This is a genomic window from Thermodesulfovibrionia bacterium, from assembly GCA_030646035.1.
Lineage (GTDB): Bacteria > Nitrospirota > Thermodesulfovibrionia > UBA6902 > UBA6902 > JACQZG01.
Window position 1 is genome coordinate 1 of record JAUSMY010000019.1, and the last position, 17,241, is coordinate 17,241.

The following is a 17,241-nucleotide window of genomic DNA, read 5'->3' on the forward strand; positions in this document are numbered from 1 at the left end:
AGATTGCGCGTCATGTCACAGCAGCGGCTATCCCGGGGCATACGCAGGAACAAGCGAGGACAACTGCTACAGGTGCCACTCAAGCGACCATGCGAGAGAGCATCCGAGCAATCCTACTGACTGTCTGCTCTGCCATAATAACAACTCATGGAGCGGTGCGACCAGCCATCAGAGCTTCCAATTGCAAGGCGCTCATGTATCTTTAGATTGCGCGTCATGCCACAGCAGCGGCTATCCGGGGGCATACGCAGGAACAAGCGAAGACAACTGCTACAGGTGCCACTCAAGCGATCATGCAAGAGAGCATCCGAGCAATCCTACTGACTGTCTGCGTTGTCATAATAATAATTCATGGGAAGGAGCTGACGATGATTAAAAAAGGAGAGGTGAAAATGAAAGATTTTAAAACGGTCTTAAAGATGCTGATGTTGATGACGATGCTTTTACTCCTGCCTTTATCTGCATACGCAGAGGATATAAAAGGCCGGCTCTCATTAAGTGATTACTATTCTTTTGACAGCGAGAGCAGCGACCTTCATGTTCTCTCATCCAAGATAAGAATATTTAAGGAGGAAGACAAAGAGCCGGGTTGGTATTTTAATTTTAACGGGAGAATAAGGGGGAAGATATTTGACGGAGACCTGCATGAAGACTCTCCTGAATTTAAATTAATGGAGCTCTGGGCAGGATATAAATTCCCGAATGGAAAGATAAAAGCTGTTTTGGGCAGGCAGTATATAGAGGAGATGTATAACTCATATATTGACGGCCTCAATGTGAAATATCTCATCACCAAGGATATAGGCATAGGCATATTCGGCGGCCTTGCGCCTGACAGATACGACAGCTCTTTTAACTCCAAATTCACGAGCATCGGGGTCTACGGCGAAATAGACAAGGAGAAGTACAATCTTAAGATGGGCTATGAAAATATGAGATATAAAGGCGAGACCGACAGGGAGTACGCATCCATGCAGCTTGATTCCAACCCGATCGAAAAACTGCAACTGAATGCGGTCGCGGTCGCGAGCAGAAATGAATTGACTGATACAATAGACCTTGAGAACCTTAACATTAATGCTTTGTACGCATATTCCAAAGACCTGCGGTTCACGCTCTTTCACAGCTATTACAGGGCTGTAAAATTATATGCGTCTGCAAAGGATTATTTTAAGATAGATTATTATGATGACTATTTCTATGACTTTAACTCTCTCGCAAGGACAGGCCTCAAGGTTGATTACAATATCATAAAAGGCCTTAAGATATTCGGCTCTGTGGCATATCAGAAAAGGGGTGAAGACAACGCAAAGGCAATGAGATACACGGCAGGAATGAAAAAAAGCGATCTTAATGGTTTTGATATATCAGGCCATTATACCCATGTGGACAATTTTGATTCGATTGAGGATGAATTCAGGGCAGAGGTCTCGCGCAGGATACTTGAAGATGTGGATGCCTCAGTTTATATAAGCAAAGAACTTGAGGAGCTTGGAAGCGGTGGCGGCGGCTTCACAAATGCTACCTTGACTTACGGCTCCTCTCTTGCCTGGAGGATAAACAAGAGCTATGACCTGTTTGTCTCTGCCGAGCGTTATCAGGAAGATGATTACTACAACACCTCAATATTCACAAAGGTCGGCTATAAATTCTGAGAATTATGAATATACTTACAGCATATGGAGACTGCCGATGAGCCACAGTGATGAAAATAAGATTATAGATGATATCCCGGTTTCAGAAAAGATATTGCGCTTCAGAAAATCAGAGAGGTCGCTGCACTGGGCGCTGGCTGTGCCGTTTCTCGTATGCATGACAACAGCGCTTGTGATGGTTATCGTATACAACCCTGACCCTCAGCGTCCGTACCGCGCGTTATTCTCCTGGACGCACAGGATATCCGGCATGTTCCTCATATTCCTTCCATTTGCAGCGGTGATGAAAAGCAGGGGGGATCACAGGATATATTTTTACAACATAAAACAGGCATGGGTCTGGACAATTGAAGATATGAGATGGCTCTCCCTCATGGGGCTTGCTGCTGTAAGCAAAAAGTTCGTGCTCCCTGAGCAGGGCAAGTTCAATGCCGCAGAAAAGATCAACTTCATGAACCTCATGGCGACATACCCGCTTTATATACTGACCGGCCTGCTGGTATGGCTGACCGATGTCGCCTTTGTCTCATGGGTTCTGCATTTTCTTATGGCGATGATAGTTGTCCCGCTGATAGCAGGACATATATATATGGCATTGATCAATCCCGCAAGCCGCATCGGACTTGAAGGGATGGTAACAGGCTTTGTTGACAGGCACTGGGCAAAGCATCATTACGGCAAATGGTATCGGGAGCATTACGGGGATGATCGTCCGCCCGATAGTGAGAGGTGATGGATAATTTATAACAGTTAAAAGAACATCATTTCTGCTTCAAGACCCCGGGCCAGTTGCTGTCGGCTTTGTTGATATTGGCGACCATATCCTTTTCCCATAGTGCCTGTGTCTCTTTATTAAGGTTAAGGTAGAGGCGGTTTTTAACTATAATCCATGCCTCAGGATCCATATCAGCAGTGGAGCCCTGGCTTACCGCATAGGCGCAATATCCCCCGTACTTTGGCGCATACCTATCGGGAAAGTCCATGAAGAGCCTCATATGCTCCTCATTCGCAAAGAGCCACTTTGCCCCGTTCCATTCAAACACAAAAGCATTCTTCCCAACGAGAGGCTTATTCACGGAGTGGTATGCGACAGCATCGTATCCTTTTATTGCGATACCCTTTGAATCGGCATTGACAGGTGGAAGAGAAGATGTGCAACTAAGATGGATTGAAAGGATAGCAAGAGCGATAATGAGATAAAATGGTCTGCGAAATCTCTTATTAATCATGGCTGTCTCCTGAATATATTTATTTTTTAAGCAAAGCCCCATACATATCCGGCCTTCTTTCGTTAAAGATATCATTATAAATATTTAATGATTTATCTCTCGCAGCCGAAGGGTCAATATCTGCGATTATGATCTCCTCTTTGCTGTATGATGCCTTTACCAATACTTCACCTCTTGGCGAGGCTATCAGGCTCTGGCCTATGAACTTCAGCGGTTTGCCTGCTGTTCTGTCTTCAGTCCCGATACGGTTTGCAGTGACAGTGAAGACCCTGTTCTCAAGCGCCCTGACATGCATTGAATCAGGGCAGTAAGGAAGCACAAGGTTTGAAGGATGCGCCACTATCTCCGCACCCTCAATGGCAAGGCATCGCAATGATTCGGGGAAGAACCAGTCATAGCAGATCATGACACCGATCTTTCCTATCTTTGTATCCCATACCCTGAAGCCTGTATCTCCGGGCGTGAAGTATAATGTCTCCTCAAAATAGAGATGTGTCTTGCGGTATGTGCCTATCAATCCTTCAGGCCCTGTGAGCACGGCTGAGTTATAAAATTTATCTCCGTCCCTTTCAGGAAGCCCGGCAACGATATAGATGCCTTTTTCTCTGGACATGTCACAGAGAAACTCGGTCGTCTGTCCACCTTCGATAGTTTCAGAAAGCTCAGCCACCTCATCCTGTGACCTGAACTGATAGCCTGTTGCAAAAAGCTCAGGCAGGACAAGGAGCTGAAGGTCAATATCTTTTAATGCAGCCGCAACCTTCTTAAGGTTCTCCTCTTTTTTCCCAAATGCCGTATCAAATTGAAAGATGCCTGTTTTCATGTTAATAAAGTATCATCAATCGCAGGGAATTGTCTATCTGTTTTTTGATTTTGTTAAGATAGATGACTATGGCAAAGGTAATAATCAGGAATGCGTCGTACGACTATAAAACATTAAAGCCCGCATTCTTTGAACTCTTTGACGCAGTTGCAGGCGGCTTGGTTCAGAAGGGAAGCCGCGTGCTGATAAAGCCGAACTTCCTTGCGCCTGCTCCTCCTGACAAAGCAATAGTTACCCACCCTTTGATCATTAAAGCTGCTGCCGAGTATGTGCTTTATCATGGCGCTCACCCTGTTATATCCGACAGCCCTGCTACAGGCTCTTTTGAGAAAATACTGATAGAGAGCGGGGTCAAAAGCGCTCTTGAAGGCCTTGATGTAGAGTTCAGCGAGTTTAAAAAAAGCGTCTCTATCGAAGCAGGCAAACCATTCGGCAAGATCGAAATCGCTGAAGAGGCTCTGAATGCTGATCTGTTTATAAACCTTCCGAAATTAAAGACCCACTCGCAGATGCTCCTTACGCTCGGGGTGAAAAATCTCTTCGGCTGTATTGTCGGAATGAAGAAGCCCGAATGGCATTTGAGGGCAGGCACAGACACTGAGATATTTGCAAGGCTGCTCGTCAGGATCTATCAGGCGGTAAAACCATCTGTAACAATTATTGACGGAATACTGGCGATGGAGGGACAGGGCCCGGGCAGGAGCGGCGAACCGAGGGAGATCGGCATAATTGCTGGCAGCCTGGATACAGCAGCTCTTGATATCGCATTGTGCAGGATGTTAGGTATAGCGCCTGAGAAGGTCTTAACAAACAAGATAGCGCTTGAGTACGGGATAGTGGATGAAGATATTGAGATCGACGGGGCGATGCCTGAGATCAGAGACTTTAAGTTTCCTCAGACAGGCTCCGGAATGTTCGGCCCGAAACGGTTTCACAGCTTTATGAGAAGCCACTTAACGCAGCGGCCTGTATGCAATGACAAAATGTGCAAACTCTGCGGAGAGTGCTGGAAGTACTGCCCTGCAAAAGCGATAAATCACTCTAAAAAGAAGATTGATTTTAACTATGACAAGTGCATCAGGTGTTACTGCTGTGTAGAAGTCTGTCCCCACGGCGCTCTGAGGACAGAAGAGACTATGCCGGGGAAGATGATAAGAAAATGCCTGAAGATGTAAGATCCTGACATCCGCCAGCCGATTCCTATAAAACTTTTTATTGATTTTCTGATTTTATTATATAATTATCGATGGCAAGAGATATCTGCATCTTCCTCTTTTCACTCGGCATCATACTCTTTAACTGGCCGGTCATCAGCGTCTTTGACACGGAATTGTCGAAATATCTCTTTATCGTCTGGGCCCTCTTCATCGCAGCCATATATTTTGTTTCCGTGTATTCTGGGCGCAGGGACAAGGAGGGCTGATTGTTCTCCATAATTTTTCTCTTCACTATTATTTTCGGTTATCTCGGCCTGCTCTTTATAATCGCCAATTACGCTGAGCAGAAAGAGAAGACAGGAAGCAATATCGTCTCCAACCCTTATGTCTATTCGCTCTCTTTGGCGGTTTACTGCACCTCGTGGACATTTTACGGAAGCGTAGGCAAGGCGGCAAATTCCGGGCTGAGCTTTCTCACCATATACATAGGGCCCACGCTCATGGCCGCCTTATGGTGGGTGGTTCTCAGAAAGATAGTCTATATATCAAAAAAGAACAGGATAACCACGATATCAGACTTTATAGCCTCCCGTTACGGCAACTCGCTCTTCTTATCAGCCCTTGTCACATTTGTCGCTGTCATAGGCATAACTCCATATCTCGGCCTCCAGCTCAAGGCTATAATGACAACATTTTCCATCCTCGCAGGAAAACCTGAGGGAAGCCATTTCGCAGGATGGTTCATAACGCTTGTACTCGGACTATTCGCGGTATTTTTCGGCGCCCGCAAAATAGATGTCTCAGAGAGGCACGGCGGTATAGTCTTTGCCATAGCGTTTGAGTCAGCCATTAAACTTGTCGCATTCGTAACGGTCGGCCTGTTCGTTACTTACAGCCTTTTTAACGGCTTCGGAGATATCTTTAGCCGTATAAGGGATTCGCAGTTTTCAAATCTTATGAAGCTCGGCGGGGATTCCAATATAAGCTTTTCAGAATGGGCCTCGCTGACCTTCCTTTCGATGATGGCGATAATGTTTCTCCCGAGGCAGTTCCATGTATCGGTTGTTGAAAACTCCTCTGAAGAGCACATAAAAAAAGCGATGTGGCTCTTCCCGCTCTACCTCTTTATGATGAATATATTTGTCCTGCCTATAGCGTACGGCGGGCTGCTCCTTGGCGGGGCAAAGCAGTCTGCTGACTATTTTGTCCTCAGCATCCCTCTCAGTCAGGGGGTGCCGATGCTCGCGCTCCTTGCATTCATCGGCGGGTTCTCTGCGGCTTCGGCCATGATAATCGTTGAATCTCTTGCGCTCAGCACCATGGTCATGAACAGCTTCATCATGCCGGCGGTCTGGAGCATGAACGCGATGAAGGGCTTTTACACGATGATACTTAACACCAGAAGAATTGTGATCGTGGGACTCGTATTTCTCGGGTATTTCTTCGCAGTGTACATAGGAAATTTCTACAGCCTTGTAGACATAGGGCTTAAATCCTTTGAGGCGGTCACTATATTCGCCCCGGCCTTTCTCTTCGGCCTATACTGGAAGGGCGGCAACAAAAAGGGCGCCATCGCAGGCATACTAGCCGGTTTCATCATATGGGTCTATACACTCATCATCCCTGCGCTTATGAAAGCCGGCATAATTGTTGAGGGCGGAGTATTCGGCGGAGTATTCAGCTCTACGCTCCTTAACCCGTTTGCCTTATTCGGACTGCACGGCCTCGACAAGTGGAGCCACTCTCTCTTCTGGGGGCTCTTTCTAAACCTATTTTTCTATGTCACTGTATCTTTATTCACAAAAGAATCAGAAGCCGAAACAAGGCAGTCCCTGATATTTGTGGACGCATACTCGCCGGTTGAGCTTGATCTCTCAAGAAAGTTAATGAGCGTTGAGGAGATAGAGAGCACACTCTCCGGATATATCGGACGTTCAGAGGCCGCTGGCGCTGTCAGAAATTTTCTCAATAGAAATGGTTTAAACAGAGATACCATCTCAGAAGAATGGCTCTTCCGCCTGAGAGGTGAGGCAGAGGCGGTACTTTCCGGCGTCTTCAGCCCATCTATCAGCAGCCTTGTCTTCCGTGACAGGACATACCTCACCCCTGATGAAAAGGCGCAGATATCAGATTCAGTAAAGAGGATATCAAGCAGCCTGCGCCTCTCAAGGCAGGAACTGGCTGAAAAGAACCGGCAGCTCGCCCTTCTCAAGGAGTTCAGCGAGAACATAATCGAGAGCATTCCCCTCGGGGTAGCCACACTCGACGAATCTCTTAAGGTAAAGTACTGGAACCATGCGATGAGCGGAATAACCGGCATCGTCTCTGATGATGCCCTCAACATGAAGGCTGAGCACCTGCTCAAATGCCTTCATCCAGCCTTATTCACCCCTGAAATCACCGAAGGAGAGGTCATCTGCCACAGGGACTTTAATAATGAGGCGAGGATGCTTCTGAAGGTCTATCTGAGCAAGCTTACAGGCACCCAGAAAGGATATGTTCTGGTAATAGAAGATATTACTGAAAAGAAGAAGATAGAGGAGGATCTCTTCAGGACGACAAAGCATGCGAGCATAGGGAGACTAGCCGCCGGAGTTGCACATGAGATAGGGAATCCGCTGGCTTCAATCTCTTCCCTTGTGCAGGAACTCCTTACTGAAGACCTCTCCCCCTTTGTGTCAGACTCACTCAAGACGGTCAATACCCACATAAACAGGATCGCAAGGATCGTCAGGGAGCTCGGCGACTTTGCCAGGCTGTCGCCAAGGCAGAAGATACCCACTGATATAAGCGCAATCCTTGAGAGCACCCTGAACCTCATCAAGTACGACAAGAACTTTAATAAGATAGAGATCCGTAAAGATATAAGGGAGACACCTGCGGTCAAGGCAGACCCGGATCAGATGCAGCAGGTATTCCTCAACTTCATGCTTAATGCGAGAGACGCAATGCCTGAAGGCGGGATACTTGAGATATCCGTAAGGCACAGAAACGGGTATGTTGAAACCGTCTTTTCAGATACCGGCACCGGGATAAGCCACGAAAATATGGACAAGTTATTTGATCCTTTCTTCACAACAAAAGGGCCGCTTAAAGGAACCGGGCTCGGGCTCAGCATCTGCTACAGCATTATAAAAGATCATGGCGGCACAATTGAAATAGATGGAGCCCGCGGTCATGGAGCCGGTTTTATCATAAGGCTCCCGCTGAAAAACGAAGCTAATGAAAAAGGCAGCGCCTGATGCCGTGCGCTTTGCGGTATTTATTGATGCAATATATACTTATAAACCGGTAATGATATGTCGAAAAGCATCCTGATAATAGAAGACGAAGAAACACTGAGAGATTCCCTCGGCCGGATATTCACGAAAGACGGTTTTGCCGTTGACACCGCTGATTCCGCAAAAAAGGGGCTTGAATTCCTCGAAACAAGTTTATATGACGTAATAATATCGGACATAATCCTCCCCGGGATGGATGGGATCGAACTGCTCAAGCAGGTGAGAAAGGTTTCCCCCGATCAGATCTTCATTATGATGACAGCCTACGCCTCCCTCGAAACCGCTGTTACTGCGCTCAGGTCAGGAGCCTACGACTATATTATGAAGCCTGTCATGCATGAGGAGATAAAGCAGGTGGTGAAGAACGCCCTCATTCAGAAGAGCCTCCTCAGCGAAAACATACTGCTGAAACGCGAGATCGGAAAGACATATGACTTCACCAACATAATAGGCGAGACTACGGCGCTCAAAGGCATCATGGAAGAGGTAAAAAAAGTTGCCGATACAAAAAGCAGCATCCTTCTCCTCGGTGAAACAGGCACGGGCAAAGAGCTCTTTGCCCGTGCCGTACACAACAATAGTTCGCGAAGAGATAAGCCTTTTGTCCCGATAAACTGTTCAGCGATACCCGAGAGCCTTCTTGAAAACGAACTCTTCGGGCATCTGAAAGGCGCCTTCACCGGGGCGGTCATGTCAAAAAAGGGGCTCTTTGAGGAGGCTGACGGGGGAACGATATTTCTTGATGAGATAGGCGACATCAGCACATCTTTTCAGGTAAAGCTCCTCAGAGTTGTTGATGACCAGCTGATTAGGCCGCTCGGAGGCACGAAGTCGGCAAAGGTCGATGTCAGGCTTATTACTGCTACCAATACAGACCTTGAAAAAGCCGTGACAGACGGCGCTTTTCGCGAGGACCTTTATTACAGGATAAATACAATCACCCTTAAGATGCCCCCGTTAAGAGAGAGAAAAGAGGACATCCCCCTGCTTGTTAAGGATTTTGTGGAAAAGTACTCCCGCCAGTTCGGGAAAAAGATCAGCGAGATATCGCCTGACGCGCTTGCCGCCATTAAAAATTACAGCTGGCCGGGCAATGTGAGAGAGCTGCAGAATGTCATTGAAAGGGCGATACTCCTTGCCGCAGACAGCACGATAAGGATCGAGAACCTCCCTGAGATGATGCGTGACATGAGATCTTTTCAGCACGCGTCAATAGAGACGGGCTTGAGCATTGAAGATTATACCAAACGGTTTATCATGAGGTTCCAGGCCCTGTACAATGAACAGCAGATCGCTGACATGCTCGGCATAACAAGAAAGTCGCTCTGGGAAAAAAGAAAGCGATGGGGGATTATTAAGGATTAACATTCATGATACTGCCGACTAACTTCGTTACTTTTCGTAACCTGATCAATAAATTCTGCTACTAATAGTTACAAAGGCTTTCAAAATATCTTCCCTGCCAGACTGTCTAACCCATTGAATTATTAACAGGTTTTTGTAATTCAATCCACTGGCATTCTATTTGCATTTTATATGTTGTTCTTTTACTTAAAAATATAATAAAGGAGGTTATCAATAAAGAAAACAGGACGTTTCCAAGCTATAAAAATATTATGTGCACAAGCGCTGAATGAAGACAACAATAAACAAAAGGGGGACTAAACAATGGCTATAGCCACAGAAGAATTATCAGAGAAAGCGCCGATATCCAAAGAGGAAAGATTGGTTATCGTAGCTTCATCGGTTGGAACAGTGTTCGAGTGGTATGATTTTTACCTGTACGCAACGCTGGCACCGTTCTTCGCAACGCTCTTTTTTCCGAAGGGGAATGAGACAGCTGCACTGATGTCGGCATTCGCAACCTATGCGGCAGGCTTCCTTGTGCGGCCCTTCGGCGCGCTCGTATTCGGCCGTATCGGCGACCTTATCGGCCGCAAGTACACATTTTTGATAACGATTGTCGTTATGGGTCTTGCGACCTTTAGCGTCGGTCTTTTGCCGACCTATGCGGCGATTGGCTGGACAGCTCCGATCATCCTCGTGTTGCTGCGCCTGCTGCAGGGCCTTGCCCTCGGAGGAGAGTACGGCGGAGCGGCAACTTACGTTGCCGAGCATTCTGCGCACCATCGCCGGGGCTACAACACCAGCTGGATCCAGACAACAGCCACGGTCGGCTTCTTCCTGGCGCTGCTGGTCATCGGCCTTTCCCGCGTTTATATGCCCAAGGAAGTGTTCGCGGATTGGGGCTGGAGAATTCCGTTCTGGCTCTCGATCATTCTTCTCGGAGTATCAATCTGGATCAGGCTCAAGCTGCATGAGTCACCTGTATTCAAGAAAATGAAGGAAGAGGGCAAGGGCTCCAAGGCTCCGCTTACCGACAGCTTCCTGCGCTACCCGAACAACAAGTATGTTCTGCTTGCGCTCATTGGAGCAACCGCAGGCCAGGGCGTTGTCTGGTATACAGGCCAGTTCTACGCGCTCTTCTTTATGCAGATTACACTCAAGCTTGACTTCCTCACAACCTACACATTGATCGGAGCGTCTCTGCTGCTCGGCACTCCGTTCTTCATCTTCTTCGGCTGGCTCTCTGATAAGATCGGCCGCCTCAAGATCATACTCGCCGGCTGCCTGATCGCCGCCGTGACCTACTTCCCGTTGTTTGCAGCGCTCACCCACAACGTCAACCCGGATCTCGAGGCATTCCACGCTAAGACGAATATTACGGTCACTGCCGACCCTGCAGACTGCCAGTTCCACCTCTTCGTCGGGCCCTGGAGTAAGTTCACAGAGTGCGACAAGACAAAGGACTCCCTGACTAAGCTCGGGCTGAACTTCACGGCCATTGACGCACCGGCGGGCACGAAGGTCATCACGCAGATCAACGATGTCAAGATCGAAGGCTTCAACGATGCCGCGGTCAAGGATGCTCTGAAAGCTCAAGGTTATCCTGCTGAAGCTGACAAGAGCAAAATAAATTATCCGATGGTACTGCTGATCCTGTTTATCTTCGTAATCTACGTTACTATGGTGTACGGCCCTATCGCCGCCTTCCTGGTTGAGCTCTTCCCGACCCGGATACGCTATACATCCATGTCTTTGCCATATCATATTGGCAACGGCTGGTTCGGAGGCATGCTGCCGCTCACAGCAACTGCGATGGTAGCTGCAACAGGCAATATCTACTATGGCCTGTGGTACCCGATCATAGTTGCGCTCATAACAGTAGTCATTGGCGCGTTATTTTTAAAGGAAACAAAGGACAGGGATATTACAACCCACGAACATTGATTGTGAGTAAACAATTTAGTATTCTTTAATTACGGTGTCCGGCAGGGCGGCAAATGCCATCCTGCCGGATGCTTTTTTACTAATTTGATATGCGAATAGCATTCTTTGCAGATATTCACTCCAATCGTGAAGCTTTAGAAGCATGCCTCCATCACTCGATCTTGCAAGGTGTTGAGAGAAATGTTTTTTTAGGGGACTTGATTGGCTATGGCGCTGATCCGGAATGGGTACTCGACACTATCATGCATCATCATGAAAACGGCGCTATAGTTGTACTGGGGAATCACGATGAAGCAGTATATAAAAAACCGGACAGGGATATGCATGACGATGCACGATACGCAGTTGAATGGACGCAACCCCGCCTTAATAACTCTCAAATAAAATTCCTGTCAGAACTTCCTCTGCGGATAGAGGAGCTTGACCGCTTGTATGTGCATGCAAATGCCTGGGCCCCGGGTCAATGGGACTATATAACTGATACGTTTGATGCAGGACGCAGTCTTGCTGCTACCCTCTGCCGTTTAACATTCTGCGGGCATGTGCATGAACCATGCCTTTATCACCAGATACGCAAGAAAAGTGTTAATGCCTTTGTTCCTCAGCCCGGCATAGGGATTCCTCTCAGCACACAGCGGAGCTGGCTTATCATCCCAGGGTCTGTCGGCCAGCCGCGCGACGGAAATCCTGCGGCATGTTATTCGATATACGATTCAAGCCGGGGCATGCTGACATATTTTCGTGTACCATACGACACTGCAGCCGCGGCAAAGAAGATACGCGAAGCAGGCCTGCCCGAGTGGTTGGGCGCACGTCTGGAATTAGGGGTTTAAATAAAATTGGCAGAGGAACCTATTAAGACAGGCACATTGCTGGGCGGATTCACCATCCAAGAGAAAATTCACGCGGGCGGTATGGCGACTATCTGGAAAGTGACGCGGGAAGATATGGCCTTGCCGATGGTAATGAAAGTCCCGTGGCTTAAGGATGGAGACGATCCATCATTTGTTGTAAGCTTCGAGGTCGAGCAGATGATCATGCCGAAACTCACCGGGAAGCATGTGCCGCGCTTTATAGCTGCGGGTGACTTTACAAACCGACCGTTCCTTGTAATGGAACATATTCCCGGAAGCTCGCTTGACACACGTATGGATAAGGCGCCGTTTCACGCGGATGAAGTCGCAGGGATTGGCGCTAAAGTGGCTGCAGCCCTGCATGACCTTCACCGCCAGCATGTCATTCATCTCGATGTTACGCCGGACAATATCCTATTATGTGAAAGCGGCGAGGCGGTTCTGATCGACTTCGGATTATCACGGCATGAGAACCTTCCAGACCTTATGGCAGAGGAGTTCCGCCTGCCGATAGGCACAGCCCCTTATATCTCGCCTGAGCAGGTGCTGAATATACGCAGCGATCCCCGCAGCGACATCTTCTCACTCGGCGTGATACTGTATCAATTAATTACAGGCGAGCAGCCGTTCGGCGATCCGAAAAGCGGGGCGGGACTCAGGAGGCGGTTATATGTGGATCCTGTCCCTCCTCGGGCTTTAAATAAAGAATGCCCGCGCTGGCTGCAGGAAATAATTTTAAAATGTCTTGAAGTAGATCCGGCAGCGCGGTATGGCAGCGCGGCCCAGCTTGCATTTGCCCTTCAGCATCCTGAACAGGTCGAGCTTACGTCACGGGCTGAACGCGGTAGGCGGGACAGCCATTGGACGATATTTAAGCGCTGGTTTAATTACAAAAAATACGGGCTCTCTTTTACCCGGTCTGTCACACGGCATCTTGATGCTGTGCCGATCATCATGGCCGCAGTGGATACTTCTGCCAGAGCAGAGGCGCTTTCAGTTACTCTTCGTCAGGCGGTACAGCGTATTTTTTATGCCGGGAGAAACGCCCGGCTCACTTGCGTTACCGTGCGCAAAACACCGCTTGTGGGCATAGACCTCGGCGTTGATGAAGCCGGAAGAAATCTCCACGTGAAGTCTCTGATAGAGCTAAAACACTGGGCGCGCGGACTGGAAATACCTGCTGACAGGATATCGTTTCACGTCCTTGAGTTCCCCGACCCGGCAGCGGCTCTCGTCAATTACGCAGCGTCGAACCATGTAGACCATATTATTATCGGCGCGCGCGGCAGCTCGGCCATGCGGCGTTTTCTCGGCAGCGTATCTTCACGGGTTGTTGCAGAAGCGCCCTGCAGCGTGACCGTTGTCCGCCATCATAAGAATGAAGATGCTTTTCAAGGCGATGAACTCGAAAATCAAGAGGAGAAAAATTGATGCAATGTTCTTTTTAATGACTTATAATACGGCTTATAACTTGTTAACTGATATACTTTTTATTAAAAAACATAATTAATTCTACAGGAGGTTCATAATGGCAGACGACAAAAAAATTGAAGTCCTCATGACGGAAGAAAGGACCTTCCCGCCATCAAAGGAATTCAGCAGCAAGGCTCACATAAAGAGCATGGAAGAGTATGAAAAGATATATAAACGCTCTGTAGAAGACCCCGAAGGATTCTGGGCTGAGATGGCAGAGCAGAATCTGACCTGGTATAAAAAATGGGACCAGGTGCTTGAATACAACTTTGAAAAACCCGATATTAAATGGTTTCAGGGCGGGAAGCTGAATGCCTCATATAACTGTCTTGACCGCCATCTGACATCAGCAAGGAAGAATAAAGCCGCGATAATCTGGGAGGCCGATGACGGCTCCTATAAAACATATACTTATCAGCAGCTTCATCTCGAGGTAAACAGGTTTGCCAATGTCCTGAAGAAAAAAGGCGTGAAGAAAGGCGACAGGGTAACGATCTATCTGCCTATGATACCCGAGCTGACTATCGCGATGCTGGCATGCGCCCGTATCGGCGCGATACACAGCATAGTCTTCGGCGGCTTCAGCGCTCAGGCGCTGCGCGACAGGATACAGGACTGCCAGTCAAAGCTTCTTATCACCGCTGATAGAGGAGTGAGAGGCGGAAAATTCGTGGCACTCAAGTCAAATGCAGATTTGGCGCTGCAGGAATGCCCTACGATTGAAAAGGTGATCGTGGTAAGACGGGCTGACAGCATAGAGATGGAAGCAAACCGTGATTCATGGTGGCATGAAGACATGAAAGATGCTGGCATCACAAACTACTGCGAGCCTGAGCAGATGGATGCGGAAGACCCGCTCTTCATCCTCTACACATCAGGCTCAACAGGCAAGCCAAAAGGCGTGCTTCACACAACAGGCGGATATATGCTTTACACCAACCTCACATTCCGCTGGATATTTGACTACCACGAAGAAGATACACATTTCTGCACGGCAGACATCGGCTGGGTCACAGGCCACAGTTATATAGTGTACGGCCCTCTTTCAAACGGAGCGACAAGCCTCATGTTTGAAGGCATCCCGACATATCCTGATGCAGGGAGGTTCTGGGATATCTGTGACAAGCACAAGGTAAATATTTTCTACACCGCACCGACAGCTATCAGGGCATTGATGAAAGAGGGTGAAAGCCATGTGAACAAGCATGACCTTTCATCGCTCAGAGTTCTCGGTTCGGTCGGAGAGCCGATAAATCCTGAGGCTTGGATGTGGTATCACAACAATATCGGCAAAGGGAAACTCCCCATCGTTGATACATGGTGGCAGACAGAGACCGGGGGAATTTTAATAACGCCGCTTCCTGGCGCAATGACTCTTAAGCCCGGCTCTGCGAACAGGCCGTTTCCGGGCATTGTTCCAAAGATAATAAAACAGGATGGTTCACCAGCAGGCGTTAACGAAGGCGGCTATCTCGTGATCGATAAGCCGTGGCCGGGCATGATACGTGGCACATACGGAGACCCGGAACAAAAGCGTGTAAAAGAAGTGTACTTTGCGCAGTTTCCGGGCAAGTACCTTTCAGGAGACGGGGCGCGCATTGACGCAGACGGAGATTACTGGCTGATGGGCAGGATCGATGATGTTATAAATATCTCCGGGCACAGGCTTGGAACAGCTGAAGTCGAATCCGCGCTGGTGAGCCATGAAGCAGTTGCAGAGGCAGCGGTTGTCGGTTTCCCCCATGAGATAAAAGGCGACGGCATTTATGTTTATGTCACACTGAAGGACGGGTATAATCCTTCAGCTGAACTGAAGAAGATACTGATCGGACATGTGAGAACGGTCATTGGGCCGATAGCAACCCCGGACAAATTGCAGTTTGCGCCTGGCCTGCCGAAGACCAGAAGCGGGAAGATAATGAGAAGGATACTCAGGAAGATTGCCAAGGGGGATGTTGAAGACCTCGGCGATACATCAACCCTTGCAGATCCATCGGTAGTAGATAATCTTGTAAAAGAAAGGTTGTAAAAGATTATGCCGGATAAGTTCATCCTTAACAATAAGAACTCTGTCCTCGTCATCGTTGACATACAAGAGAAGCTTGCCGTTGTCATGAAGCAGAGGGAAAAGGTGGTCAACAATTGCCTTCATCTGATCGAGGCAGCAAAACTTTTAAATATCCCCATCATTGTTACAGAGCAATATCCAAAAGGGCTTGGGCATACGGTTAATGAAATAAAAGAAGCTTTGCCTTTATATGAACCTCTTGAGAAGGTCACGTTTGACTGCTGCAAGGGTGACGGTTTTCTCAAGAAGCTAACCTCTCTAAAGAGAAAACAGATCATCCTCACCGGCATGGAGACGCACGTCTGTGTATTGCAGACATGCCTGAGCTTATTGAAAGAGAAATACGCTGTTCACCTTGTAAGCGATGCTGTATGCTCAAGAAAGAAGGATGATTACGTTACAGGAAAAGAGTTGATGCGTGACGCCGGAGCTGTGATAACCGGCACAGAGACGGTATTATTTCAGCTCCTTGAGAAAGCCGGAACCCCTGAGTTCAAGGCGATTGTCAACAGGATAAAATAACCCAACTCCTTATAGATAGAGCGAACTTGAAACTGATCTGGAATAACCACAGCTTTGATCTTTCTGAAAGAACCTGCATTATGGGCATCCTTAATGTCACGCCTGACTCTTTTTCTGACGGCGGCCTTTTTCTCAGTCAAGAGCTTGCGGTTGAACACGCTGTCAGAATGCAGTCTGAAGGCGCTGACATTATAGATATCGGCGGGGAGTCAACAAGGCCTGGCGCTATGAAAATATCTGCTAAAGAAGAGATAAAACGTGTAGTGCCGATCATAGAAGTTATAGCCAAGAAGGTTAAGGTTCCTATCTCTATAGATACATACAAGTCAGAAGTCGCAAAAGCGGCCATCAATGCAGGCGCTTCAATTGTGAATGACATCAGCGGGCTGAGGTTTGATAAAAAGATGCCGGGGCTTGTTGCAAGATACAAACTTCCGGTTGTCATCATGCACATAAAAGGCACGCCGCAAAACATGCAAAATAATCCATCTTATAAGGCGTTAATCCCGGAGATTATTGACTATTTTGCAAAATCAATCGAAATTGCGCTGGAAGCCGGGGTTTCTAATGACAAGATCATCATTGACCCTGGAATTGGTTTTGGCAAGACCGCTGATCATAATCTGGAGATCATCAGACGTTTAAAAGAGTTTGAAGGTTTTGAAAAACCTATACTGCTTGGCCCATCAAGGAAAGCGTTCATAGGTAAAATACTCGGCGGCCTTCCGGCAAACGAGAGAGTTGAAGGAACAGCCTCTGCTGTCGCAATAGGCATATTCAACGGAGCAAACATCATAAGGGTGCATGATGTTAAAGAGATGAGCAGGGTTGCCGGAATTGCAGACGCTATTAAAGGCAGATCAATTCCAGGCAATGTCTAACTAATAG

At 47.8% G+C, this 17,241-nt stretch carries 15 protein-coding genes; 12 read left to right on the top strand and 3 right to left on the bottom strand.

Annotation, left to right across the window (positions count from 1 at the left end; translation table 11 throughout):
* The 3 genes from Q7U10_02325 to Q7U10_02335 form a co-directional block, all read left to right on the top strand.
* Positions 1-376: hypothetical protein (locus tag Q7U10_02325; GenBank protein MDO8281455.1), on the top strand; the 376-nt coding region annotated here is incomplete at its 5' end.
* 16 nt (positions 377-392) lie between these two features.
* Positions 393-1,655 carry a hypothetical protein gene (locus tag Q7U10_02330; protein ID MDO8281456.1) on the top strand — a complete coding sequence of 421 codons (1,263 nt, stop codon included), beginning with the start codon at positions 393-395 and terminating at the stop codon, positions 1,653-1,655.
* 37 nt (positions 1,656-1,692) lie between these two features.
* On the top strand, positions 1,693-2,388 hold the full coding sequence (locus tag Q7U10_02335) for a cytochrome b/b6 domain-containing protein (GenBank protein ID MDO8281457.1): 696 nt from the start codon (positions 1,693-1,695) through the stop codon (positions 2,386-2,388).
* A gap of 28 nt (positions 2,389-2,416) precedes the next feature.
* On the opposite strand, the gene Q7U10_02340 is transcribed toward Q7U10_02335, so the two are convergent.
* Positions 2,417-2,884, bottom strand: a complete 468-nt coding sequence (locus Q7U10_02340) for a YHS domain-containing (seleno)protein (GenBank protein MDO8281458.1) — start codon at positions 2,882-2,884, stop codon at positions 2,417-2,419.
* A gap of 19 nt (positions 2,885-2,903) precedes the next feature.
* Positions 2,904-3,707: a nitrilase-related carbon-nitrogen hydrolase gene (locus Q7U10_02345; GenBank protein ID MDO8281459.1), complete on the bottom strand. Its 804-nt coding sequence runs from the start codon at positions 3,705-3,707 to the stop codon at positions 2,904-2,906.
* A 68-nt stretch (positions 3,708-3,775) separates the two neighbouring features.
* On the opposite strand from Q7U10_02345, the gene Q7U10_02350 reads away from it, so the two are divergent.
* Positions 3,776-4,882, top strand: coding sequence for a DUF362 domain-containing protein (locus Q7U10_02350; GenBank protein MDO8281460.1), 1,107 nt, complete (start codon positions 3,776-3,778; stop codon positions 4,880-4,882).
* A gap of 37 nt (positions 4,883-4,919) precedes the next feature.
* Here Q7U10_02350 and Q7U10_02355 read toward each other — a convergent pair whose 3' ends face one another.
* Complete coding sequence (locus Q7U10_02355; GenBank protein MDO8281461.1) at positions 4,920-5,084, bottom strand: hypothetical protein; 165 nt, start codon at positions 5,082-5,084, stop codon at positions 4,920-4,922.
* Positions 5,085-5,130: 46 nt separating this feature from the next.
* Here Q7U10_02355 and Q7U10_02360 point away from each other — a divergent pair, with 46 nt between their 5' ends.
* The 8 genes from Q7U10_02360 to folP all read left to right on the top strand — a co-directional run bounded on the left by Q7U10_02360 (position 5,131) and on the right by folP (position 17,234).
* Positions 5,131-8,106, top strand: a complete 2,976-nt coding sequence (locus Q7U10_02360) for an ATP-binding protein (GenBank protein ID MDO8281462.1) — start codon at positions 5,131-5,133, stop codon at positions 8,104-8,106.
* A 57-nt stretch (positions 8,107-8,163) separates the two neighbouring features.
* A complete protein-coding gene (locus Q7U10_02365; GenBank protein MDO8281463.1) occupies positions 8,164-9,510 on the top strand; it encodes a sigma-54 dependent transcriptional regulator in 1,347 nt (448 codons plus the stop codon).
* Between the two features lie 303 nt (positions 9,511-9,813).
* The gene (locus Q7U10_02370; protein ID MDO8281464.1) at positions 9,814-11,436 is read left to right on the top strand and encodes an MFS transporter; all 1,623 of its coding nucleotides are present in this window, start codon (positions 9,814-9,816) and stop codon (positions 11,434-11,436) included.
* A gap of 89 nt (positions 11,437-11,525) precedes the next feature.
* A complete protein-coding gene (locus Q7U10_02375) occupies positions 11,526-12,269 on the top strand; it encodes a metallophosphoesterase family protein (GenBank protein ID MDO8281465.1) in 744 nt (247 codons plus the stop codon).
* A 6-nt stretch (positions 12,270-12,275) separates the two neighbouring features.
* On the top strand, positions 12,276-13,721 hold the full coding sequence (locus Q7U10_02380) for a bifunctional serine/threonine-protein kinase/universal stress protein (protein MDO8281466.1): 1,446 nt from the start codon (positions 12,276-12,278) through the stop codon (positions 13,719-13,721).
* 97 nt (positions 13,722-13,818) lie between these two features.
* Positions 13,819-15,792: an acetate--CoA ligase gene (gene acs / locus Q7U10_02385; protein ID MDO8281467.1), complete on the top strand. Its 1,974-nt coding sequence runs from the start codon at positions 13,819-13,821 to the stop codon at positions 15,790-15,792.
* A 6-nt stretch (positions 15,793-15,798) separates the two neighbouring features.
* On the top strand, positions 15,799-16,353 hold the full coding sequence (locus Q7U10_02390; GenBank protein ID MDO8281468.1) for a hydrolase: 555 nt from the start codon (positions 15,799-15,801) through the stop codon (positions 16,351-16,353).
* A gap of 26 nt (positions 16,354-16,379) precedes the next feature.
* Entirely contained in the window at positions 16,380-17,234 is an 855-nt protein-coding gene (gene folP, locus Q7U10_02395) for a dihydropteroate synthase (GenBank protein ID MDO8281469.1), read from the top strand.
* Positions 17,235-17,241: the final 7 nt, after the last annotated feature.